We start from the raw sequence: 22,242 nt of genomic DNA, 5'->3' as shown, positions 1-22,242 counted from the left end.
GCGATCGGTACAGATGACCTTGGAAGGGGGAGAGTCGCCTGCACGCGCATGTGTTCGTGGATGAGACGAAGCAGCGAGGGCTGCTGGTCGCCGCCGCCGTGGTGCTGCCCGCCGACCTCGCCCCCGCCCGTCAGGCGATCCAACGACTGGTCCTGCCGGGGCAGCGCAGGATCCATTTCCACAAGGAGAGCGACGCGCGGCGGCGACAGATTCTCGCTGCTGTCGTCGAACTGGGTGTCCGGGCCGTCGTCTACGACGCGACCGGTCAACGGAATACCAAGGCCGCGAGGGATGCGTGCCTCGTCGAGTTGGTGGCCGACCTTGCGAAAATCAACGCGGCACGCCTGGTGCTGGAACGTGACGACTCGACTCTCGACGCCGACCGGCAGTTGCTGTTCCGTCAGGTACGAATGGCGGGCATGGTCGAGCCGCTCCGGTACTACCACCTCCGTGCCCATGAGGAGGAACTGCTGGCGATACCTGATGCGGTGGCCTGGTGCTGGGCGAAAGGCGGCCGATGGCGTGCGACCGTGAACCAGATCGTCACGGACGTACGAGAGGTCTGAGCTTTTTCGGCCGCTGATGCGCGAAACCCGGCCCACCTACCGTCCGGAAGGCTGCCGGGCTCACTTCCAAGGAACTACTGCTCCTGGCGGTTTTACCCTACCTTCCCGCCTCACGCCCAACAAGTCGGTCCGACTTGGGGTCGGCACCTCTGGCTGCTCTCCTGTGACCGCGCCAACCGTGGTTCCTTCCTGCGGGGCGCCGCCTCGCGGTGCAGGATGGGATACGTGAGCACACCAGGGACAGCGGGTTACCGCGTCGAGCGGGACTCCATGGGCGAGGTCGAGGTCCCCGCCGAGGCGTTGTGGCGGGCCCAGACCCAGCGGGCGGTGCAGAACTTCCCCATCTCCGGGCGGGGACTGGAGCCGGCGCACATTCGCGCCCTGGCTCAGATCAAGGGTGCGGCGGCCCAGGTCAACGCCGATCTTGGCGTGATCAACGCCGAGGTCGCCGCGGCGATCGCGGTCGCGGCGGCGCACGTGGCCGACGGTGGTTACGACGACCAGTTCCCGGTGGACGTCTTCCAGACCGGGTCCGGCACCTCGTCGAACATGAACGCCAACGAGGTGATCGCCACCCTGGCCACCCGTGAGCTGGGCCGCGACGTCCACCCCAACGACGACGTGAACGCCTCCCAGTCGAGCAACGACGTCTTCCCCTCGTCGATTCACCTGGCCGCTACCCAGTCGGTGATCCAGGACCTGGTGCCGGCCCTGGAGCACCTGGAGCAGACGCTGCGTTCCAAGGTGGAGGAGTTCTCGACCGTGGTGAAGGCCGGTCGTACCCACCTGATGGACGCCACCCCGATCACCCTGGGGCAGGAGTTCTCGGGTTACGCCGCACAGGTCCGGTACGGCGTCGAGCGGATGCGGTCGGTTCTGCCCCGGCTGGCCGAGCTGCCGCTCGGCGGTACGGCGGTCGGCACCGGGATCAACACCCCGGTCGGGTTCGCCCCGGCGGTGATCGCGAAGCTGCGTGAGCAGACCGGTGTGCCGGTGACCGAAGCGGGCAACCACTTCGAGGCGCAGGGAGCGCGGGACGCGCTGGTGGAGGCGTCCGGGCAGCTCCGTACGATCGCGGTTGGCCTTTACAAGATCGCTAACGACATCCGGTGGATGGGCTCCGGCCCCCGGGCCGGGCTGCGCGAGTTGCAGATCCCCGACCTCCAGCCCGGCTCGTCGATCATGCCCGGCAAGGTCAATCCGGTGGTCTGCGAGGCGGTCCGCCAGGTCAGCGCACAGGTCATCGGCAACGACGCCACTGTCGGTTTCGCCGGGTCACAGGGCGACTTCGAACTCAACGTGATGCTCCCGGTGATGGGCCGCAACCTGCTGGAATCCATCCGGTTGCTGGCTGCGGCGAGCCGCCTGCTGGCCGACCGTTGCGTGGCCGGTCTGGTCGCGAACGCGGAGGTGGCCCTGGCGTACGCCGAAGGCTCGCCCTCGGTGGTCACCCCACTCAACCGCTACCTCGGCTACGACGAGGCCGCCTCGATCGCCAAGGAGGCGCTGGCGACCGAGTCGACGATCAAGGCCGTGGTGCTCAGCCGTGGCCATGTCGACGCCGGAAAACTCACCGAGGAACAACTCGACCAGGCCCTCGACGTCCTCCGCATGACCCACCCCTGAGTCAGGCGAGTGCCTGGCCGATCGCGCGGGCGGCGGTGCTCACCTGTTCGCCGACGGTGGATACGGCCAGTGGGGCGAGCGCCACCACACCGACGCTCGCCTCCAGACCCGGTACGCCGAGCACCGGCGCCGCCACCCCGTACGCCCCGGGTTGCAGTTCGCCGCTGCTCGCGACCGGATCCGGCTGCCCCGCGCGCCCGGCGAGGATCGCCTGCCCGGCGGCCCCCCGGTCCAGCGCGTGTCGGTATCCGGTGCGGTAGGCGACGTGGAACGAGGTCCAGCTCGGTTCGACGACCGCGATCGCCACCGCCTCGCCCCCCTCGACCACGGTCAGGTGGGCGGTCGCGCCCGCCTGTTCGGCCAGTCGGCGCAGTGCCGGTAGCGCCCCCTCGGCGAGCAGTGGTTGCGCCCGGCGGGCCAGGTGCAGCAACCCGACTCCGAGTCGTAACCGGCCGCTGTTGTCCCGTCGCACCATGCCGTGCTGGCTGAGCGAGCCGATCAGCCGGTACACCACCGCCCGGCCGACGCCGAGGCGGTTCGCCGCCTCGGTCACGGTCAATCCGCCGGGTGCGTCGGCGACCAGGTGCAGCAGGCGCAGGCCCCGGTCCAGGGTCTGTGCGGTCTCGCCCACGCGGCCCGTCGCCTCCACACCAGGCAGCGTACGGCGGGAGTGGTCGGATCGCGGTTCCGGACCACGGTTGGGGCCGCGCGCGTACAACGGCCGGAACCGGTGACCGTTACCCTGGTGCGGTGACGCTACGCCTATATGACACCGCCACCCGATCGGTGCGGGACTTCGTCCCGCTGCAGCCCGGCAAGGTGGGGGTCTATCTGTGTGGTCTCACCCTCCAGGGGCCGCCGCACATCGGCCACCTTCGTTCCGGGGTCAACTACGACGTGCTGCGCCGCTGGCTGACGCACGCCGGCCTCGACGTGACGTTCATCCGCAACGTCACCGACATCGAAGACAAGCTGCTGGCCAAGGCGGAGGAGCAGGGCCGCCCGTTCTGGTCGATCGCGTACGCCAACGAGGTCATCCTGGCCGGTGCGTACCGGACGCTGAACGTGCTGCCGCCGACGTACGAGCCGAGGGCGACCGGGCACATCCCGGAGATGCACGAGCTGATCGAGGCCCTGATCGAGGCCAAGCACGCTTACCCGGCCGGCGACGACTCGGGTGACGTCTACTTCGACGTCCAGTCGGATCCCGACTACGGCGTACTTTCCGGCCAGCAGCCGGATGCGGTGCAGGCGAACACGGACGAGCCGGGACGGGGCAAGCGGGATCCCCGTGACTTCGCGCTCTGGAAGGGGATCAAACCGGAGGAACCGGCTGGGGCCTCCTGGCCGTCGCCGTGGGGCCGCGGCCGGCCCGGCTGGCACATCGAGTGCTCGGCCATGTGCTGGCGCTACCTCGGCGCCGAGTTCGACATCCACGGCGGCGGTCTCGACCTGGTCTTCCCGCACCACGAGAACGAACTGGCCCAGTCCCGGGCTGCCGGGCTGCCGTTCGCCCGCTACTGGGTGCACCACGGTCTGCTCAACCTCGGCGACTCGAAGATGGGCAAGTCCCTCGGGAACGCGCTCGACCTGGCCCACGTCGCCGGGCTCGGCGTACGCCCGGTGGAGTTGCGCTACTACCTGGCCTCGCCGCACTACCGGTCCCGGATCGACTACTCCGACGAGGCGCTGGGCGAGGCCGCGGTGGCCTACCGGCGGATCGAGGGCTTCGTACAGCGGGCGGTGGAGCGGGTCGGGCCGGGCGGTCTGGGTGCGGTGCCGGCGGCGTTCGCTGCCGCGATGGACGACGACCTGAACACCTCGGCCGCCCTCGCCGCGCTGCATGACGCCCTCCGTGACGGCAACAACGCGCTGGCCGAAGGCGACGACGACGCCATCCGCAGTACGCTGGTCGCGGTCCGCACGATGCTGGACCTGCTCGGTGTCGACCCGCTTGACCCGGCCTTCGCCGGAAGCGGGCAGGACGGCGAGCTGCGTGATGTCGTCGACGCGCTGGTCGCGTTGGCGTTGGAACAGCGTACGCAGGCCCGGGCACGCAAGGACTGGGCCGCCGCAGACGGGGTACGGGACCAGCTCAGGAGAGCTGGTGTCGTCGTCGAGGACACCCCGCACGGACCGCGATGGACGATCGGAGAACAGGACTGATGGCCGGCAACTCACAGCGCCGTGGCAGGCGGGTCACCGCCAAGAAGGGCGCACCCGCCGGATCCGGTGGGAAGAACCGGGCCAGCCTCGCTGGCCGGGGCCGGACCCTGCCCGCCGACGAGCGTCCGTGGCACAAGGGTTACTCCGGCACCGAACAGCTGCCCCAGCGCACTGCCTGGAAGCAGGAGAAGGAGCGCCGGACGGCGGCCGAGGAGGGCCGGGCCCCGAAGATCGGCCAGCCGGGCAGCAAGGACACCACCTGGGGCGCCGGTGGCGGCGGGACCGGCCGAGGTGGCCGGGGTGCCGCCGGGGCGGCTCGCGGCGCGGGAGCCGGGCGTGGTGCCGGCGGGCGCGGTGCTGCCAAGCAGCCGGGCCGGTCGGGTCCCCGGGTCGCCCCGGGACGCAAGTCACACCCGGCCAAGGACGTACCGGAGCTGCTGGTCGGGCGGAACCCGGTGGTCGAGGCGCTGCGGGCGAACGTGCCGGCGACCGCGCTCTACGTGGCCCAGGGCATCGAGATCGATGACCGGGTGAACGAGCTGGTCCGGATCGCCGCCGACCGTGGCATCGCGATTCTGGAGATCAGCCGGGCCGAGCTGGACCGGATGACCGGCGGCGTGCTGCACCAGGGCGTCGGCATCCAGGTGCCGCCGTTCGCGTACCAGCCGTTCGAGGACCTGGTCAACGCGTCGCTGGAGCAGACCGCCCCGTTGCTGGTCGCGCTCGACGGGGTGACCGATCCGCGTAACCTCGGCGCGGTGATCCGGTCGGCGGCCGCCTTCGGCGCGCAGGGGATCTTCGTACCGGAGCGCCGGGCCGCGGGCATCACCGCCACCGCGTGGCGGACCAGTGCCGGTGCCGCTGCCCGGGTGCCGGTCAGCCAGGTGATCAACCTCACCCGGTCGCTGAAGGCGTGCCAGGAGGCCGGCTTCGTCGTGGTCGGCCTGGACGCCGACGGCGACACCGATCTGTACGACCTCGAGGCGGCTGCCGGACCGTTGGTCGTGGTGGTCGGCTCGGAGGGGCGTGGCCTGTCCCGGCTGGTCGGGGCAACCTGCGACCTGCGGGTGAGCATTCCGATGATGTCCGAGGTCGAGTCGCTGAACGCCAGTGTGGCGGCGGCGGTGACGTTGGCCGAGGTGGCTCGGCGGCGTACCGCTCTCTGATCTGCTCGGTGGGCTTGGGCCCGCCGTGCCCGGCGCGGGCCGTCAGGCTTGATTCCCGCGCCGGTCACGGCGGGCCCAACTCTTTGCAGTCCGCTGGCTGACGCCTGTCGGCGGGGCACGGTGCTGCTGCGCGCTGGCCGTAGCATGCGGGGCCGGGTAATCCCTCGCCCCGGAGGAGTCGGCAGATGGCAGGGCAGGACGGCGGCTACGCACTCGGCGTCGACCTCGGTACGTCCAACACGGTGGCGGTGCTGCGCTGGCCGGACGGGCGAACCCGGCCGCTGCTCTTCGACGGGCAGCCGGTCATGCCCTCCGGGGTCTTCCTCGACCAGGCGGGTCTGCTGCACGTGGGGCGGGACGCACAGCGGCTGGCCCAGGCGGATCCCGGCCGTTACGACCCGAACCCGAAGCGGCGGATCGACGAGCCGGGGGTGTTGCTCGGCGACGCCGAGATGGCCACAGTGGACCTTCTCGGCGGGCTGCTGCGCGCGGTGGCGCAGGCCGCGGTCGAGGCGGTGGGTTTCCTGCCGCCGGCGGTGCTGACGTACCCGGCGAGTTGGGGCGCACGACGACGAGGCGCGTTGGCCACGGCGGTGCAACGGGCCGGTTGGCCGCCGGTGGTGGCCGAAGGGTCCGCTCCTGTGCCGGGTGGCGGTGGGACCCGTCTGGTGGCGGAGCCGGTGGCGGCGGCCCGGTACTTCGTCGACGTGCTGCGGCGTCCGGTGCCGGTGGGGGCAGCCCTCGCGGTCTTCGACTTCGGCGGCGGAACGTTGGACATCGCCGTCGTACGCAACGACGGGCTGGACCACAGTGGACGACCACGGTTCGTGGTGGTCGGCTCGGGCGGGTTGCCGGAGCTGGGCGGCCTCGACCTGGACGCGGCGCTGGTCGACCATCTCGGTCGGCTGGTCGGCACGGCGGCGCCGCAGGCGTGGCAGCGGCTGGCACAGCCGGAGAGTACGACCGCCTGGCGGGACCGGCGGCAGTTCTGGGATGACGTACGCGGTGCGAAGGAGATGCTCTCCCGGACCACGGTGGCGCCGGTTGCCGTACCCGGCGTGGAACAGGCGGTCCACCTGACCCGGGAGGAACTGGAACGACTTGCCACTCCGCTGCTGCGTCGGGCGGTCTTCGAAGCGGCGTCGGTGATCGGGCACTGCGGGTTGCGGCCCGATCAGTTGGCCGGGTTGTTCCTGGTCGGCGGCTCGTCGCGGGTGCCGCTGGTGGCCCGGTTGCTGCACGCGGAGTTGGGCGTGGCGCCGACGGTGCTGGAGCAGCCCGAGTTGCCGGTGGCGGAGGGGGCGCTGGCGGAAATCGTGACCGCTGCCGGTGGCGCGGGTTCGGCCACACCGGTTCCCGAGGTGCGGGTTTCCGGGCCGCCGGTTTCCGGGCCGCCAAGTTCCGCCGGGATGCCGATCTCCGGGCTTCCGGTGGGCGGGACGGGCGCGGGCGGTGCGGCGTACCCGTCGGCGGGTCGGGGCGGCGCGTGGCGCGGGCGGCGTGCGGTCTGGACCGGGGCGGCGGCCGTGCTGGCCCTGGTCGGCGTGGTCGCGGCGGCGGTGCTCTACCTCAACCGGGGCGGGTACGACGACGTGGCGTTCGACAACTTCCGCGACCTCGGTGGAGGCATTCCGTTCGAGGAGGAGAACCCGTACTACACCTACACCGCGCTGGTCGGGGACCGGGCCTATCTGGCGTACGAGCGGGAGGACAAGCGGCTGGAGGTGATCGCGGCCAAGGCCAGCACGGGTACGCGCGCGTGGCAGGTGAAGAGCGATGGCACCGCCGAGCGCTGGGCGGGCATCGCCGCCGTGCCGAACGGGCTGGTGCTGCTGGCCGACGCGACGGGCCGGGCCGATCCGCGTGAGCTGAGTGTGCTCGACCCGGCGAACGGCAAGCGGCTGTGGGGGCGCGACGTCCACGGCGACGACTCGGTCCTCTACTTCGAACGCACACTGGTGCTGGTCGACCGGACCGCGCAACAGCTCGTCGGGCTGGACCTGCGTACCGGCAAGCGGCGTTGGGGCGAGCCCATTCCGTCCGGCCCGGCCGGCAACTCGCCGACCTCCGTCCACCCGGTGACGGTGCCGGAGGACCTGGGGGTCGCCGCCGGTACGGACGGTCGACGACTCTCGTACGGGGGCAAGGACCCGCGGATCGTGCAGATCGATGTGAACCGGTCGGCCCGGGTGATCGACGCCGACAGCGGTGAGGTGCTCAAGAGCGCCAAGGGGGTGGCCGACCCCGACGACATGGTTGTGGCCCATGACGGCCGGCTCTATGTCGCGCCGAAGGAGGGCGGGTACCGGGTCGCCGCGTACGACCTGGCGCGGATGGGGGAGCCGACCATCCTCTACACCGGCGACGATCAGCACTACCCGGACCGGCTGGTGGCCTGTGGCCGGGAGCGGCTCTGTCTGCTGGACCGGAAGAACTTCGCCGCCGACACCACGGAACTGGTGTCGATAGCGACCAAGCCGGGGGACGGGGAGAAGATGTGGCGCAAGCCGGCCGCCGGTGCCGAATCCCTGCTACCGGTCGGTGAACATGTGCTGGTCGGTGGCGGTACGCCGGACACCGCGACCCTCTACCGGCCGGACGGCACCACAGTGATCAGCCGGGAGGGGGTCGCGGTTCGGCTCGACGGCGGCAACCTGCTGCTCTTCGCCGATGACCCTTCCACCAACGTCACCGACGTGAGTGTGGCCGGGGTGCGGGTCAGCTCGTCCGATCTGATCGAGCTGGGCGAGTTGAAGGGCGTGCGGGCGGCAAGTTGCTCGTGGAACAGCTCGGTGATCGTCTGCCCGGGCAAGTCGACAATGGTCTTCCGGAGCTTTGTCGAGAAGTAGCGGCGTAGACGGTTCGGTTGGCTGAACGGGTCGGCGGCGGCACACCGGATCTTCCGGTACGTCCGCCGCCGATCCACTCGAGGTGGGGCTGACCGGGCCAGCGGTTACCGGGGCGTCCGGGCCGGGGCGAAGGCCGCCTGGATCCAGTTCGGGTACGCCGGCGGAAGGGCGCTCACCTGGTCGAGTTCGGTGAGGTCCTGGTCGGTCAGCGTCAGGTCGCTGGCGGCGATGTTGTCCGCGAGCTGGTCGAGCCGGCGGGCGCCGGCGATGACGCTGGTGACGCCGCGCTGGGCGAGCAGCCAGGCGAGTGACACCTGGGCGGGGCTCACCCCGTGCCGGACGGCGACGGTCCGGACCACGTCGACCACGTCGTGACCGCGTTCCTGGTCGATCGGCGGGAACTGGGCGTAACCGTCCTGGTTGCGGCGGGAGCCCCCGTCGGTCACGGCACCGGTGCGGTCGACCTTGCCGGCGAGGAAGCCGCCGGCCAGCGGGCTCCAGACCGTCATCCCGAGGCCCTCGGCCTGGGCCATCGGCAGCAGGTCCCGTTCGGCGTCGCGGCCGACCAGCGAGTAGTAGGCCTGGACGGATACGAAGGCGGACTGGTTGTGCAGGGCGGAGACGCCCAGCGCCCGGCTGATCTGCCAGGCGGCGAGGTTGGCGCAACCGATGTAGCGGACCTTGCCCTGGCGTACCGCGTCGTCGAGGGCGGCGAGCGTCTCCTCGATCGGCGTGATGTGGTCGAAGTTGTGCACCTGGTACAGGTCGATGTGGTCGGTGTCCAGCCGGCGCAGGCTGTCCTCCAGCGCCTGCATCACGTGGAGCCGGGACAGCCCGTTGTCGTTGGGTCCGGGGCCGGTCGGGGCGTGCAGCTTGGTGGCGAGCACGACGTCGCGCCGACGCTGCTTGAGGGCCTGGCCGAGCAGTTCCTCGGACTCGCCGTCGCTGTAGATGTCGGCCGTGTCGATGAAGTTGATGCCGGCGTCGAGGGCCGTGCCGACCATCCGGTCGACCTCGTCGAGCTGTAGACCACCCAACGTCCGGTAGATCGGGTGGTCCTTGCCGCCGAAGGTCATCGCGCCAAGGGAGATCTCGGAGACCCAGACTCCGGTGCGTCCCAGAAGGCGGTATTTCATCCGTTACTCCTCGTCGGTGGTTTCGTGTCGGGTGCCCGGTTGTTCCCGTCGGACGAGGCGAGGATTTCGCGTCGCCCGTCCTGTCGGACAGGGTGTCCGGCATGACGTCGGACAGAGTGTCCGGCGGAATGTTACACCCGTGGTGGAGTAGCAGACACATAGCTGTTTGCCCGCCCGACCTGGGCCGACAACACCGCGAAGGAGTACGACGACAGCTCGCCCGGCGGGCGGGCGCGTCGCCTTAAGCGCACCGGAGAAAGGGCGGTTCAGGCCCTGCTCGTCGGTACGGCGCTCTCGATCCGCCGTACGGTCGCGTGCAGGGCGAGCAGGGCGTAACCGGCCAGGATCGGCGTGATCAACGGCAGGATCAGCCCGCAGAGTACGGCCACCAGCGCCAGGACGCCGGCCAGGGCGAGCGGCACCACCGGTCGGGCCACGGCCATCCGTCCGGCCTGCCGTACGGCCTCCCGCCAGCCATGACCGTGCTGCCGGCCAAGCTGCACCACGGTCAGTCCGGCGAGTCCGGCCACCGTCGCGGCCAGCAGGGCGGTCACCGCGATCAGGACCGCGCCACCGGGCACGACGCCCCGGTGCAGAGCCAGCAGGTTCACCGTGAACAGGGCGGCGGTGCCGGCGGCGACCAGGGTGGCCGCAGCGCCGGGGAGCAGTGCGCGGACAAAGCCGCGCAGCACCGGACGTACGCCGGGCCAGCTCTCGTGCTCGCTCCAGTGGTGTACGGCGGCGCTGGCGGTGGCGACCGCGGCACCCGCGGTCAGCACCGGGAGCGCGGCGACGGTGGTGAGGATGCCGACCAGGGCGAGGTCGCTGGCGTTGCGCAGGGTGTCCCGCCAGTCGGGGCGCCGGGCCACCGATCCGCCCGGCTCCTCCGGCCATCCCCCGCCACCCCGAGCCACCTCACCCATCACCCGTACCTACCCTCCGCCGCCAGCCAAACCAAGCGTTAGGAAGGGCCCCTTCTACATCGGAAAGCGATAACAAGGGGCCCTTCCTTCGATTTCAGCCTTTCAGGCCGGTGGTGTTCAGGCCCTCCACCAGCATCCGTTGGAAGGCTACGAAGAAGAGGAAGACCGGCAGCAGGGAGAGTACGGACATGGCGAACATCGGACCGACCGCGCTCTGACTGGTGGAGTCGATGAAGAGGGTGAGCGCCACCGGGACGGTGTAGTCCTCCAGGTCGGAGAGGTAGACCAGTTGCCGGAAGAAGTCGTTCCAGGTCCAGATGAACGAGAAGATCGCGGTGGTGACCAGCGCCGGACGGCTCAGCGGCAGGATGACGTGCCGGAAGATGCCGAACGGGCTCGCCCCGTCGATCTTCGCCGCCTCGTCCAGCTCGCGGGGAATTCCCCGGATGAACTGGACCATCAGGAAGACGAAGAACGCCTCCGTGGCGAGGAACTGCGGCACCACCAGCGGCAGGTACGGCCACGGCCCGCCGACCATGTCGAAGGTCCGGAACAGGATGTACTGCGGCACGATCAGCACGTGACCGGGGAGAAGCAGGGTTCCGATCATGATCGCGAACCAGAAACCCCGCAGCCGGAACCGCAGCCGGGCGAAGGCGTACGCGGCGAGCAGGCAGGAGATCGCATTGCCGAGCACGGTGAGCAGGCTGACCATCGCGCTGTTGACGAAGAACCGGCCGAAGCTGACGTCGAAGTTGCGCCAGCCGTCGGGGTAGTTGCCGGGGGTGAGCTCCCTCGGCAGCAGCCCGATGTTGTTGACGATCTCCTCCGGTGACTTGAGCGACGTACCGATCATCCAGAAGAGCGGGTAGAGCACCAGGGCGAGGATGGCGACCAGGATGAGCAGCCGGCCGATGTGCCGGCCGGTGCGTCCGGGCCGCCGGGAGAGCGCCGGGGCCGCACCCGGGGGCGCGGCCGGGGCCGCGGTTTCGGTGACCATCAGCGTTCCTCCCCGTCGGAGTAGTGCACCCAGAACCGGCCGGTGCTGAAGAGCACGACGGTGATGACCGCGATGGCGAGCAGGAAGACCCAGGCCATCGCCGAGGCGTAGCCCATCTCCAGGTCGACGAAGCCCTTGATGTAGAGGTTCAGGGTGTACATCAGGGTGGAGTCGACCGGGCCGCCGGTGCCGTTGCTGAGCACGAACGCCGAGGTGAAGCCCTGGAAGCCGTTGATGGTCTCCAGCACCAGGTTGAAGAAGATGACCGGTGAGAGCATCGGCAGGGTGACGCTGACGAACTGCCGGATCTTGCCGGCGCCGTCCACCGAGGCGGCCTCGTAGAGCTCGGTCGGTACCTGCTTGAGGCCGGCCAGGAAGATCACCATTGGTGCGCCGAACTGCCAGATGGCGAGCACCATCAGGGTTTCCAGTGCCCACTCCGGGTCGTTCACCCAGGGCTTGCCCTCGATGCCGAAGAAGCCGAGCAGTGAGTTGAACGCACCGTCGCGGTTGAACATGCTGACCCAGACGATGGCGAGCGCGACGCTGCCGCCGAGCAGCGACGGCAGGTAGAACAGACCACGGAACAGGCCGACGCCGCGCCAGGCGCGGTTGAGCAGCAGCGCGACGCCGAGGGCGGCGGCCAGCTTGAGCGGTACGGCGATCAGCGCGAACGCGAGCGTCACCTGCACCGCGTGCCAGTACGACGCGTCGCTGGTGAACATCCGCTCGTAGTTGGTCAGCCCCACCCACTCGACCTCGGACCAGGGCGTGAGGATGTCGTAGTTGGTGAAGCTGAGGTAGAGCGACAAGAGCATGGGTACCGCCGTGATGGCCAGCAGGCCGATCAGCCACGGCGACAGGAAAACGTACCCGGCCAGACCCTCGCGCTGCCAGATCCGTCCGGACCCTCGCCGATCAGCGGGGGTCCGGACGGGGCCGGTGGCGCGCGGAGTCGAGCTGGGCGCCGTGGTCAACGCCACGAGCCGGCTCCTCTCCGGTATGTCGTTCGGCCGATCGTCAGGCGATCGCGCTCTTGCAGATCTCCAGGAAGGCGGCGGCCGACGCGGACGGGGTCTGACGGCCGTACTGGACCTCCTCGGCCGCCTTGATCAGCTCGGCCCGGATCTTGCTGTGTCCCTTCAGCGGCACCTGCGGGGACGGACCGAACTTGGCGGCCAGCTCGGTTTCCACCGCGATGGAGAGCTTCATCGCCGGGTCGGTGACCGCTTCACTGACCGACTTGCGTACGTCCAGGTTGGACGGCAACCCGCGGTCGGTGCCCAGGATCTTGCCCGCCTCCGGGTCGTTGACCAGGAAGTTCAGTACGTCGACCGCGACGTCCTTGTGCTCGCTGCCCCGGAAGACGGAGTAGTAGAGCGCGGCGCGGGCCCACTGGGCGCTCGGGTCGCCGGGGTAGGCGACCACGCCCAGTTCGTCCTTGGTGGCCTTCTTCAGCTCGGGGAGCTGGTTCGCCCAGACGAACGAGGTCGCGGCCTTGCCGGTGACCACCAGTTGTTTGGTGATGTCGGTGGCGTTGCCCTCGTGGATCACGTCGGCGGTCGGGGTGGCGCCGCGGTCCCGGGCGCCCTTCCAGAGCTCGAACCACTTGGTCACGTCGTCGGCGGTGAAACCGAGTTCCTTGCCCTTGTAGAGGTCCTTGTTCTGCTGGCGCAGCCAGACCCAGAAGGCCTTGTAGTCGGCGCTCGGGTCCATGGTGCCGGGGACCTTGGTCACCTTCGAGACGTTCTCCGCCCAGGTGATGAAGTCCGCCCAGCTCATGCCGGTGGTCGGCTCGGGCAGGTTGTGCTTCTGCAGCAGGGTCTTGTTGTAGACCAGCCCCTGGGTGTTCTCACCGCCGGCGATGCCGGCCAGTTTGCCGTCGACGACGCCGTACTGCCAGAGGCTCTCGGGGAGCTTGGTGACGTCGAGCTTCTTGTCGTCCTTGTAGCTGGTCAGGTCCAGGGTGACGTTGCGCGACGCGTACTCGGTGAGGAAGTTGTCGTCGATCTGGAAGATGTCCGGGGCGTCGCCGCTGGCGGTGAGGGTGGCGAGCTTGTCGAAGTAGCCCTGGTTGGCCTGCCAGGTCTTCTTGAACGTGACGTTCGGGTGCTTGCTGGTGTAGAGGGCGAGGGCGTCCTCGGTCAGCTTGGCCCGCGCCTCACCGCCCCACCAGAAGACCGACAGCTCGACCGGCGCGTTCGGCGCGGAGTCGCTCGGTTCGTCCTCCCCGCCGCAGGCCGCGGCGCCGAGAACGAGCGGAATGGTGATGGCCGTGGCCACCAAACGGCTGATCAGGCCGCGTCGGGAGAAGAGGGTACGGTGATCATGCGCGGCACGTTCGTCCGCCATCGGGGGTGTTGCGGGGTGCATGTGCGCTCACTCCTTGGCGTTAGGAGGCGACAGCTTCGGGGTTGACCGCGGCCGTGTTGCCCGGGTCCGCAGGGCTGTGCGGGCCCGGGTCAGCGGTTGTGGTGGTGGCCGCGGAGCCGTTCCGGCCGAGGGTGGCCGGTCGGTGGGGCCCCGTCGAGTCGCGGATGACCAGTTCGGTCTGGAGCATTACCTGTGCGGTGGTGCGACGGTCGTCTGCTGCCACGGTGCGGTTGCCGCCCCGGTTGCGGTGGGCGGCGGCACTGTCGTGTTGGAGCAGCATGTCGACGGCCGTCCGGCCGGCGGCCGCGGTTGGCGTGGCCACCGTCGTCAATTTCGGCCGGACCAGCCGGCTCAGTGCGATGTCGTCGATGCCGACGACGCTGACCTCCTGGGGCACCCGGATGCCGAGGGTGTCGAGCCCTTCGATCAGCCCGATCGCCATCAGGTCGTTGTAGGCGAGGACGGCGGTGGCGCCGGCCCGGCGGACCTGTTCCGCCATCGCGGTGCCGCCGCCCTCGGTGGGTGGGTTGGGGCCGAGTACGGTCAGCGCCGCGTCGGCGGAGCGGGCGGCGGCGGTGGCCGCCCGGCGGATTTCCCGGCTGGTCCAGGATCCGCGAGGGCCGCCGAGCAGCGCGAGTTCGCGGTGCCCGAGCCCGGTGAGGTGTTCGACCGCGAGCCGGGCTCCCTGCCCGACGTCCATCACCACTGCCGGTAGTCCGGTCACCTGGCGGTTGATGACCACCAGTGGCACCTCGCGGCTGAGCTGTTCGATCAGGCTGTTGCTCATCCGGGGGCTGCAGAGCAGGATGCCGTCGACCTGCTTGGCCAGGGCGTGCACCAGGTCCTCTTCGGCGGCCGGGTCTTCGTTCGTGTCGGCCACGAAGATGTGGTAGTCGCGGTGGCGGGCCTGGCTCTCGGCGGCCTTGATCAGGGGTGGGAAGAACGGGTTGGCGATGTCGGCGACGATCAGGCCGATGTTGTGCGTACGGCCGGTGATCAGTGCGCGGGCGGCCCGGTTGGGTCGGTAGCCGAGGTTCTCGGCGCAGGCCAGCACCCGGAGACGAGTCTCCGAGTTGACCAGGTGCGGGGCGGAGAACGTGCGGGACACGGTGGAGATGTGCACCCCGGAAGCGCGCGCGACGTCTCGGATGGTGGCTGGCACGCGGGTCCCTTCGTCTCCGGGCTCGGCCGGTGCCGACCGGCCGTCGGTACTGCTGGTTGTGGTGGTCGTCACGTTTGGTGTGGCCAATTAATGCAAACGGTTGCTCAGGTGTCAACGGGCCTTGGTTACGGGTTCGTTGCGGGCAGCAGCCTTCGATGGCTGCATAGACTTACAAATCAGTACGAAATTCACAGGATTGTTGTCGATCGTTGACGCCGACACCGTTCACGTGGTTACTTCGGCTGCAAACCTTTGCAGTCACACGGAGGCTGAGCGGGATGTCCACAGAACCCGGAAAGCGACTTCGTTACGCCGTGGTCGGCACCGGCGCACGAGCCGAGATGTTCGTCCGCGCGCTCGTACTCGACCATCCCGCAACCGCCGAGCTGGTCGCGTTCGCCGACGTCAACCAGGCCCGGATGGATGCGCACAACGAGTGGCTGGAGGAGCTCGGCTTCGACTCGGTGCCGACCTATCTGGCCGTCGACTACACCACCATGCTGGAGAAGGAACGGGTCGACGTGGTCCTGGTGACCACCGTGGACCGGGTCCACGACGAGTACATCGTCGCCGCGCTCCGCTCCGGTCGGGACGTGATCACCGAGAAGCCGATGACCATCGACGTGCCCCGCTGCCAGCGGATACTCGACGCGGTGGCGGAGACCGGCCGAAACGTTTCGGTGGCCTTCAACTACCGCTACAACCCGTTGCACGAAAAGGTGCGCGAGGTGCTGGCCGCGGGCGAGATCGGCGAGATCGGCTCGGTCCACTTCGAGTGGTTGCTCGACGTCCGCCACGGCGCCGACTACTTCCGGCGCTGGCACCGGGAGAAGGCCAACTCCGGCGGCCTGATGGTGCACAAGGCGAGCCACCACTTCGACCTGGTCAACTGGTGGCTGGACGCGGTGCCGGAGGAGGTCTACGCCTCCGGTCGGCTCTTCTTCTACGGCGAGACCGGGCGGCGCCACGGCTACGCCCGAGACTACGACCGGGCCCACGGTTCGCCGGCCGCCGCCGGTGACCCGTTCGCCCTGCACCTGGCCAGCCACCCGCGTCTGCGGGCGCTCTACCTCGACGCCGAGGCCGAGGACGGCTACCACCGGGACCAGAACGTCTTCGCCCCCGGAGTGACGATCGAGGACGACATGTCCGTACTGGCGCGCTACTCCAACGGCGCCACCATGACCTACCACCTGACCGCGTACGCGCCCTGGGAGGGCTACCGGGTGATGGTGAACGGCAGCCGGGGCCGGCTGGAGCTGGAGGTCGTGGAGAGCGACTTCGTCAGCCCGTACGCGGCCGGTGAACTCAAGGGCGCCGCGCTGCACGGCGTACAGGCCGCGATCGAGGAGGGCTGGGCGAAGCTGACCGTCCGGCCGTTCTGGGAGCAGGCGCGGCAGGTGCCGGTCTCCGGCTACACCCGTACCGGGCACGGCGGTGCCGACGTACGGATGACCGGGGTGCTCTTCGGCGGTCACCCCGACCCGATGGACCGGGGCGCCACCGCCCGCGACGGCGCGCTCGCCCTGCTCACCGGCCTGGCCGCCAACCGCTCCTTCGAAACCGGTCAGCCGGTCCGCGTAGCCGACCTGCTCACCATCGCCTGACCAGAGGAGTCCGCTTCCGTGCCGCCACTACCAGGAGCCGACCTGCTCCTCCCGTCCGAGCCCAGTCAACGGGCGATCGCGCGGGAGCTGTACGCGTTGGCGAAGGACCAACCGCTGATCTCGCCGCACGGGCATGTCGACCCGGCCATCCTGGCCGAGGACGCGCCCTTCCCCGACCCAGCCCGGCTGATCATCGTCCCCGACCACTACCTCACCCGGATGCTGCTCAGCCAGGGCATCCCCCCGGCCGAACTGGGCGTACCGACGGTCGACGGGGCGCCGGTCGAGACCGACGGCCGGACCATCTGGCGTCGCTTCGCCGCGCACTGGCACCTCTACCGGGGCACCCCGTCCCGGCTCTGGCTGGAGCAGACGTTCCGCCACGTCTTCGGGGTGACAAAGCCCTTCGGACCGGCCAACGCGGACGAGATCTACGACGAGATCGCGGCCCGGCTCGCCGAGCCGGCGTTCCGTCCCCGGGCGCTCTTCGAGAAGTTCAACATCGAAACCCTGGCGACCACCGAGTCGCCCCTGGACGACCTCGGCCGGCACGCCAAACTCGCCGCCGACGGCTGGGGCGGCCCCGGCGGACGGGTGATCACCACCTTCCGGCCGGACAACGTGGTCGACATGGAGTTCGACGGCTGGGCCGAGAACGTCGAACGGCTCGGCGAGGTCGCCGGGACGGACACCGGGACGTACGCCGGATATCTCGACGCCCTGCGCAGCCGCCGACAGGCGTTCATCGCCGCCGGCGCCACCTCCTCCGACCACGGCCACCCGACCGCGCTGACCCTGCGGCTGAGCGCCGCCGAGGCGGCCACCCTCTACGACCGGGGCCGGGCCGGCACCGCCACACCCGAGGACGCCGAGGCGTTCCGGGCCCACATGCTGGTCGAGTTCGCCGCCATGTCCATAGAGGACGGGCTGGTGATGCAGCTGCACCCCGGCGCGGTACGCAACCACAACCGCTGGCTCTACGACCGGCACGGCCGGGACGTCGGCGGCGACATCCCCCAGGCGACCGAGTACCTGCACGCGCTCACCCCGCTGCTGGACGCGTACGGCAACGATCCCCGGCTGCGGGTGGTCGTCTACACCCTGGACGAGTACACGTTCACCCGCGAACTCGCCCCGCTCGCCGGTGGTTACGCCGCGCTCTACCTCGGTGCGCCGTGGTGGTTCCTGGACTCGCCCGAGGTGCTGCGCCGGTTCCGGGAGGCGGTCACCGAGAGCGCCGGCTTCTACAACACCGCCGGCTTCGTCGACGACACCCGGGCGTTCTGTTCGATCCCGGTACGCCACGACGTGTCCCGCCGGATCGACGCCGGCTTCCTGGCCCGGCTGGTCGCCGAGGAGCGGCTGCCGTTGGACGAGGCCGCCGAGACCATCGTCGACCTGGCGTACCACCTGCCGAAGCGGGTCTTCAAAATCGGGGAGAGACTGCTGTGACGGTGACCATCACCTCGGCCGAGGTGCACGACGTACGGTTCCCGACGGCGGCGGCCGGTGACGGCTCCGACGCGATCAACCGGGGCGACTACTCGGCCAGCTACGTCGAGCTGCGTACCGACGACCCGTCCGGTGCCTTCGGCGCCGGCTTCACCTTCACCAACGGTCGGGGCAACGAGCTGACCTGCGGTGCGATCCGGGCGCTCGCCCACCACGTGGTCGGTCGTACGGTCGAGGAGATCGTCGAGTCACCGGTGGCGTTCTGGCGGTCGCTCACCGCCGACGTGCAGTTGCGCTGGCTGGGGCCGGAGAAGGGCGTCATCCACATGGCGACCGGGGCGCTGGTCAACGCGGTCTGGGACCTGCGGGCCAAGCTCGCCGGCAAGCCGATGTGGCGACTGCTGGCCGAGATGCCGACCGAGGAACTCGTCGCCAGCGTCGACTTCCACCACATCAGCGACGCGATCAGCCCGGCCGAGGCCGCCGCCATCCTCGACAAGGGACTCGTCGGTCTCAAGGAGCGGCTCGCCGAGCTGGAACAGGAGGGCTTTCCGTCGTACACCACCTCGGTTGGCTGGCTCGGCTATCCGGACGAGAAGGTACGGGCGCTGACCCGGGCGGCGTACGCCGACGGGTGGCGGGCGATGAAGATGAAGGTCGGCGGCCCGGTCGAGGACGACGTCCGGCGGGCGAGGATCATCCGGGACGAGATCGGCCCGGACGCGCTGCTGATGATGGACGCCAACCAGGTCTGGGACGTCGACGAGGCGATCGCCAACATGGCGCTGCTGGCCGAGGTCGAGCCCTACTGGATCGAGGAGCCGACGCACGCGGACGACGTACTCGGGCATGCCCGGATCGCCCGCGCGGTCGCACCGATCCGGGTCGCCACCGGCGAGGTCGCCGCGAACCGGGTCATCTTCAAGCAACTGCTCCAGGCCGAGGCGATCGGCGTCTGCCAGATCGACGCGTGCCGGATCGGCGGGGTCAACGAGGTGCTCTCGGTGATCCTGATGGCGGCCAAGTTCGGGGTGCCGATCTGCCCGCACGCCGGTGGAGTCGGCCTCTGCGAGTACGTCCAACACCTGGCGATCTTCGACTACCTCCGGGTCGGCACCTCACTCGACGGCCGGATGGTCGAGTACGTCGACCACCTGCACGAGCACTTCGTCGACCCGGTCCGCACCCGGGGTGGGCGTTACCTCCTGCCCGAGCAGCCCGGTTACAGCGCCACCATGAAGCCCGCCTCGATCGCCGAGTTCAGCTTCCCGGACGGCCCGGCATGGCGGTGACCGTCGGCGCGTCGCCGCTCGGGCTCGGCAGCCTGCGCCGGCTGCCGGCGACGGCCCGTCCGCTGGTCCGCCCCGGCACCGTGCCCGCCGGCATCGTGCACCTCGGGCTCGGTGCGTTCCACCGGGCCCACCAGGCGGTCTACACCGAACAGGCGGTGGCGCGGGCCGGCGGCGACTGGGGCATCATCGGGGTCGCCCCGCGCAGCACCGAGATGGTGACCCGGCTGGTGGCGCAGGACTGCCTGTTCAGCGTCACCACGCTCTCCGGCGCAGGCAGCGAGACCCAGGTGGTCGGCGCGCTCGCCGGAGTACGGCACGCCGCGAGCGACCCGGCCGCGATCGTGGCGCTGCTGGCCGACCCGTCGATCCGCGTGGTGACACTGACCGTGACCGAGAAGGCGTACCAGCTCGACCCGGCCAGTGGCCGGTTGCGTCCGGACGCCGAGGTGACCGCCGACCTGACCACCGACCGCGACCCACGTACGGTGCCCGGTCTGCTGGTCCGTGGGCTGCTCGCCCGCGCGGTCGCCGACGCCGGCCCGTTGGCCCTGGTGAGCTGCGACAACCTGCCGTCGAACGGCACCAGGTTGCACAGCCTGGTCGGTCAGGCGCTGACGTTGCTGGCGGAGTCGACGGGGGCCCGTAACGGCGCTGACGGCGCCCGCGCGGAGCGGATCGCCGACTGGTTGCGGGCGAACGTCACCTACCCGGGAACGATGGTGGACCGGATCGTGCCGGCCAGCACCCCGGCGACACTCGCGGCGGCGCAGGCGGCGCTCGGCGTCACCGACCTGGCCGCGGTCGCGGCGGAGCCGTACCGGCAGTGGGTGATCGAGGACAGGTTCCCCGGCGGCCGGCCGGCCTGGGAGCGGGCCGGGGCGGTGCTGACCCGCGACGCCGGGCCGTGGGAGCGGTTGAAGCTGCGGGCGCTCAACGGGGTCCACTCGGCGACCGCGTACCTCGGTGCGCTCGCCGGGCGGGACACGATCGCCGACGCGTTGGCCATCCCGGGCCTGGTGGGAGTGCTGCGCCGGATGATCGCCGAGGACGTGGCGCGGAGCTTCGACCCGCCGGACGGGGTGTCGGTGGTCGACTACGGCGACCAGGTGCTGGAGCGGTTCGGCAACCCGGTGATCCGGCACCGGACCATCCAGGTGGCGATGGACGGTTCGCAGAAGCTCCCCCAGCGGGTGCTGCACACCGTGGTCGACCTGCGGGCCGCCGGACACCGGCCACGCTTCGCCACGCTGGTGATCGCGGCCTGGATGCGGTTCGTGCAGGGGTACGCCGACGACGGTGCCGCGCTGCCGCTGGACGACCCGCTCGCGCAGCGGATCCGGGCGGCGCTGGCCGGTGCGAAGGACACCCCGACCGGGGTGGCCGACGCGCTGTTCGGGCTGGGTGAGGTCTTCCCGGCCGCACTCGCCGACGACGAGGTGGTCCGCGAACTGGTGCTGGAGTGGCTGACCGCGCTGGACCGGCACGGGGTCGAGGCGACCGTGGCCGGTGCCGCGTGACCGGCCGGTCCGACCCGCCGCGGGTGGCGTTGATCGGTGCCAGTGGCCACGGCCGCTGGCACCGGCAGGTGATCGCCCAGCTGCGTACGGCCGGCCGGCTGGAACTGGTCGCCCTGGTCGACGTACGTCCGGTCGAGCCGTTGCCGGACGCGGACGGTGAGTCGAGCACGAGGGTCTTCACCGACCACCAGGAGATGCTCCGGTCGGTTCGGCCGGAGGTGGTGGTCGTCTGTACGCCACCGCACACGCACCTGCCGATCGCCCTGGACGTGCTCGCGTCCGGGGCCGATCTGCTGCTGGAGAAGCCACCGGTGCTCTCCCTGGCCGAGCACCGGCGTCTCGCCGAGGCGCGGGTGGCCAGCGGCCGGGCCGTCCAGGTGGGGTTCCAGGCGCTCGGCTCGACGGCGTTGACGACCCTGCTCGACGCCATCGCGCAGGGTCGGCTCGGTACGGTCACCGGTATCGCCACGGTCGCCTCGTGGCAACGGACCGACGCCTACTACGCCCGCTCCCCGTGGGCCGGCCGGCGGTTCCTGGACGGACGCCCGGTGCTCGACGGCGCCCTGGTCAACCCGCTGGCGCACGCGCTGATGCAGTGCCTGGCGGTGGCCTCGGCCGTGCCGTCGGCGCGGAACGTGGGCGCGGCGGAGCCGGTGGCGATCGAGCTGGAGCGGTACCGGACCCGGCCGATCGAGGTGGACGACACCGCGTCGCTGCGGGTCAGCCTCGGTTCCGGGCTGCCGGTGGTGGCGGCGGTGACCCTGGCCGGGGAGGAGTTCATCCCGGGTGAGGTGATCGTGCGGGGTACGGCGGGACGGGCGGTGCTGGAGTATCCGACCGACCGGTTGCTGCTGCCGGGCGACCCGGAGCCACGGGAGATTTCCGGCCGGGTGGGGTTGCTGGAGAACCTGCTCGACCACCGGGTCGACCCTGACCGGGTGCCGTTGCTCGTGCCGCTGGCGCGGACCACCGGTTTCACCGCCCTGGTGGAGGCGATCCACGCCGCGCCGGAGCCGACCCTGCTGGGTGGGGCGACGGTGGTCGGCAGCGGAGAGCCGCCCGAGCGGGTGTGGTCGATCCGTGGGGTCAACCGGGTGTTGCTGCGGGCCGCCGAGGAGGGCGCGCTGCTGCACGAGTTGGGCGTGCCGTGGGCGGTCAAGCCGTACCGGGTGGCGCTGGGCGAGGAGACGGGCAATGGCTGAGCGCCGGACGGAAAACCGACTGCAAACCGCGGGGAAAGCCGTGCGGTAAGAATCGGACCGAATACCCTCTTCTCGGCCAAAGGGTGGCCGGGGCAATTAATATTGCCCCCATTCTTTGCAACATATCTGCACACGCAACACATTGACTCTTGTGACTGCGAATACTTACCGTCTGTTTGTGAACAGGTTTCGTACGCGTTACGGA

General features: G+C 70.3%; 17 protein-coding genes. 10 read left to right on the top strand and 7 right to left on the bottom strand.

Translation table 11 applies throughout. The features are described 5' to 3' along the window. The first annotated feature begins 56 nt into the window (after nucleotides 1-56). A complete protein-coding gene (locus BDK92_RS16210) occupies nucleotides 57-566 on the top strand; it encodes a hypothetical protein (RefSeq protein WP_211349249.1) in 510 nt (169 codons plus the stop codon). 216 nt (nucleotides 567-782) lie between these two features. Further along, a complete protein-coding gene (locus BDK92_RS16205) occupies nucleotides 783-2,192 on the top strand; it encodes a class II fumarate hydratase (RefSeq protein ID WP_170208596.1) in 1,410 nt (469 codons plus the stop codon). A 1-nt stretch (nucleotide 2,193) separates the two neighbouring features. Here BDK92_RS16205 and BDK92_RS16200 read toward each other — a convergent pair whose 3' ends face one another. Continuing rightward, complete coding sequence (locus BDK92_RS16200; protein WP_211349623.1) at nucleotides 2,194-2,850, bottom strand: IclR family transcriptional regulator; 657 nt, start codon at nucleotides 2,848-2,850, stop codon at nucleotides 2,194-2,196. Between the two features lie 92 nt (nucleotides 2,851-2,942). Here BDK92_RS16200 and cysS point away from each other — a divergent pair, with 92 nt between their 5' ends. The 3 genes from cysS (at nucleotide 2,943) to BDK92_RS16185 (ending at nucleotide 8,373) form a co-directional block, all read left to right on the top strand. Beyond that, nucleotides 2,943-4,358 carry a cysteine--tRNA ligase gene (gene cysS / locus BDK92_RS16195; RefSeq protein WP_121157468.1) on the top strand — a complete coding sequence of 472 codons (1,416 nt, stop codon included), beginning with the start codon at nucleotides 2,943-2,945 and terminating at the stop codon, nucleotides 4,356-4,358. Further along, nucleotides 4,358-5,524 (top strand): 23S rRNA (guanosine(2251)-2'-O)-methyltransferase RlmB, encoded by a 1,167-nt coding sequence (rlmB, locus tag BDK92_RS16190; protein WP_121157467.1) that lies wholly within the window; start codon nucleotides 4,358-4,360, stop codon nucleotides 5,522-5,524. Before cysS ends, rlmB begins: the two co-directional genes overlap by 1 nt. 185 nt (nucleotides 5,525-5,709) lie before the next feature. After that, nucleotides 5,710-8,373: an Hsp70 family protein gene (locus BDK92_RS16185; protein ID WP_121157466.1), complete on the top strand. Its 2,664-nt coding sequence runs from the start codon at nucleotides 5,710-5,712 to the stop codon at nucleotides 8,371-8,373. Between the two features lie 104 nt (nucleotides 8,374-8,477). Here the strand turns inward: BDK92_RS16185 and BDK92_RS16180 are convergent, their stop codons facing one another. The 6 genes from BDK92_RS16180 to BDK92_RS16155 form a co-directional block, all read right to left on the bottom strand. Beyond that, complete coding sequence (locus tag BDK92_RS16180) at nucleotides 8,478-9,509, bottom strand: aldo/keto reductase (protein WP_121157465.1); 1,032 nt, start codon at nucleotides 9,507-9,509, stop codon at nucleotides 8,478-8,480. Nucleotides 9,510-9,775: 266 nt separating this feature from the next. After that, nucleotides 9,776-10,432 (bottom strand): hypothetical protein, encoded by a 657-nt coding sequence (locus BDK92_RS16175; protein ID WP_246017066.1) that lies wholly within the window; start codon nucleotides 10,430-10,432, stop codon nucleotides 9,776-9,778. Nucleotides 10,433-10,526: 94 nt separating this feature from the next. Further along, on the bottom strand, nucleotides 10,527-11,432 hold the full coding sequence (locus BDK92_RS16170; RefSeq protein ID WP_121157464.1) for a carbohydrate ABC transporter permease: 906 nt from the start codon (nucleotides 11,430-11,432) through the stop codon (nucleotides 10,527-10,529). After that, on the bottom strand, nucleotides 11,432-12,415 hold the full coding sequence (locus tag BDK92_RS16165) for a carbohydrate ABC transporter permease (RefSeq protein WP_121157463.1): 984 nt from the start codon (nucleotides 12,413-12,415) through the stop codon (nucleotides 11,432-11,434). Before BDK92_RS16165 ends, BDK92_RS16170 begins: the two co-directional genes overlap by 1 nt. A 37-nt stretch (nucleotides 12,416-12,452) precedes the next feature. After that, nucleotides 12,453-13,805 carry an ABC transporter substrate-binding protein gene (locus BDK92_RS16160; RefSeq protein WP_121157462.1) on the bottom strand — a complete coding sequence of 451 codons (1,353 nt, stop codon included), beginning with the start codon at nucleotides 13,803-13,805 and terminating at the stop codon, nucleotides 12,453-12,455. A gap of 19 nt (nucleotides 13,806-13,824) precedes the next feature. After that, entirely contained in the window at nucleotides 13,825-14,967 is a 1,143-nt protein-coding gene (locus BDK92_RS16155) for a LacI family DNA-binding transcriptional regulator (protein WP_121162238.1), read from the bottom strand. Between the two features lie 278 nt (nucleotides 14,968-15,245). Between BDK92_RS16155 and BDK92_RS16150 the strand changes: the two genes are divergently transcribed. Genes BDK92_RS16150 through BDK92_RS16130 form a run of 5 tightly spaced genes read left to right on the top strand, consistent with a single transcriptional unit; the run spans nucleotide 15,246 to nucleotide 22,037 of the window. Beyond that, nucleotides 15,246-16,574, top strand: coding sequence for a Gfo/Idh/MocA family protein (locus tag BDK92_RS16150; RefSeq protein WP_121157461.1), 1,329 nt, complete (start codon nucleotides 15,246-15,248; stop codon nucleotides 16,572-16,574). Between the two features lie 18 nt (nucleotides 16,575-16,592). Continuing rightward, a complete protein-coding gene (gene uxaC / locus BDK92_RS16145; protein ID WP_121157460.1) occupies nucleotides 16,593-18,026 on the top strand; it encodes a glucuronate isomerase in 1,434 nt (477 codons plus the stop codon). After that, on the top strand, nucleotides 18,023-19,318 hold the full coding sequence (locus BDK92_RS16140) for an enolase C-terminal domain-like protein (RefSeq protein ID WP_121157459.1): 1,296 nt from the start codon (nucleotides 18,023-18,025) through the stop codon (nucleotides 19,316-19,318). The genes uxaC and BDK92_RS16140 overlap by 4 nt, the downstream gene beginning before the upstream one ends. Further along, nucleotides 19,309-20,835 carry a mannitol dehydrogenase family protein gene (locus tag BDK92_RS16135; RefSeq protein ID WP_121157458.1) on the top strand — a complete coding sequence of 509 codons (1,527 nt, stop codon included), beginning with the start codon at nucleotides 19,309-19,311 and terminating at the stop codon, nucleotides 20,833-20,835. The genes BDK92_RS16140 and BDK92_RS16135 overlap by 10 nt, the downstream gene beginning before the upstream one ends. After that, on the top strand, nucleotides 20,832-22,037 hold the full coding sequence (locus tag BDK92_RS16130) for a Gfo/Idh/MocA family protein (RefSeq protein ID WP_121157457.1): 1,206 nt from the start codon (nucleotides 20,832-20,834) through the stop codon (nucleotides 22,035-22,037). Before BDK92_RS16135 ends, BDK92_RS16130 begins: the two co-directional genes overlap by 4 nt. The last annotated feature ends 205 nt before the right edge of the window (nucleotides 22,038-22,242 follow it).

Origin of the sequence: Micromonospora pisi (assembly GCF_003633685.1) — a bacterium.
GTDB classification, from domain to species: domain Bacteria; phylum Actinomycetota; class Actinomycetes; order Mycobacteriales; family Micromonosporaceae; genus Micromonospora_G; species Micromonospora_G pisi.
The sequence above is the reverse complement of the archived record's forward strand: the minus strand, read 5'-3'. Positions and strand labels throughout refer to the sequence as shown.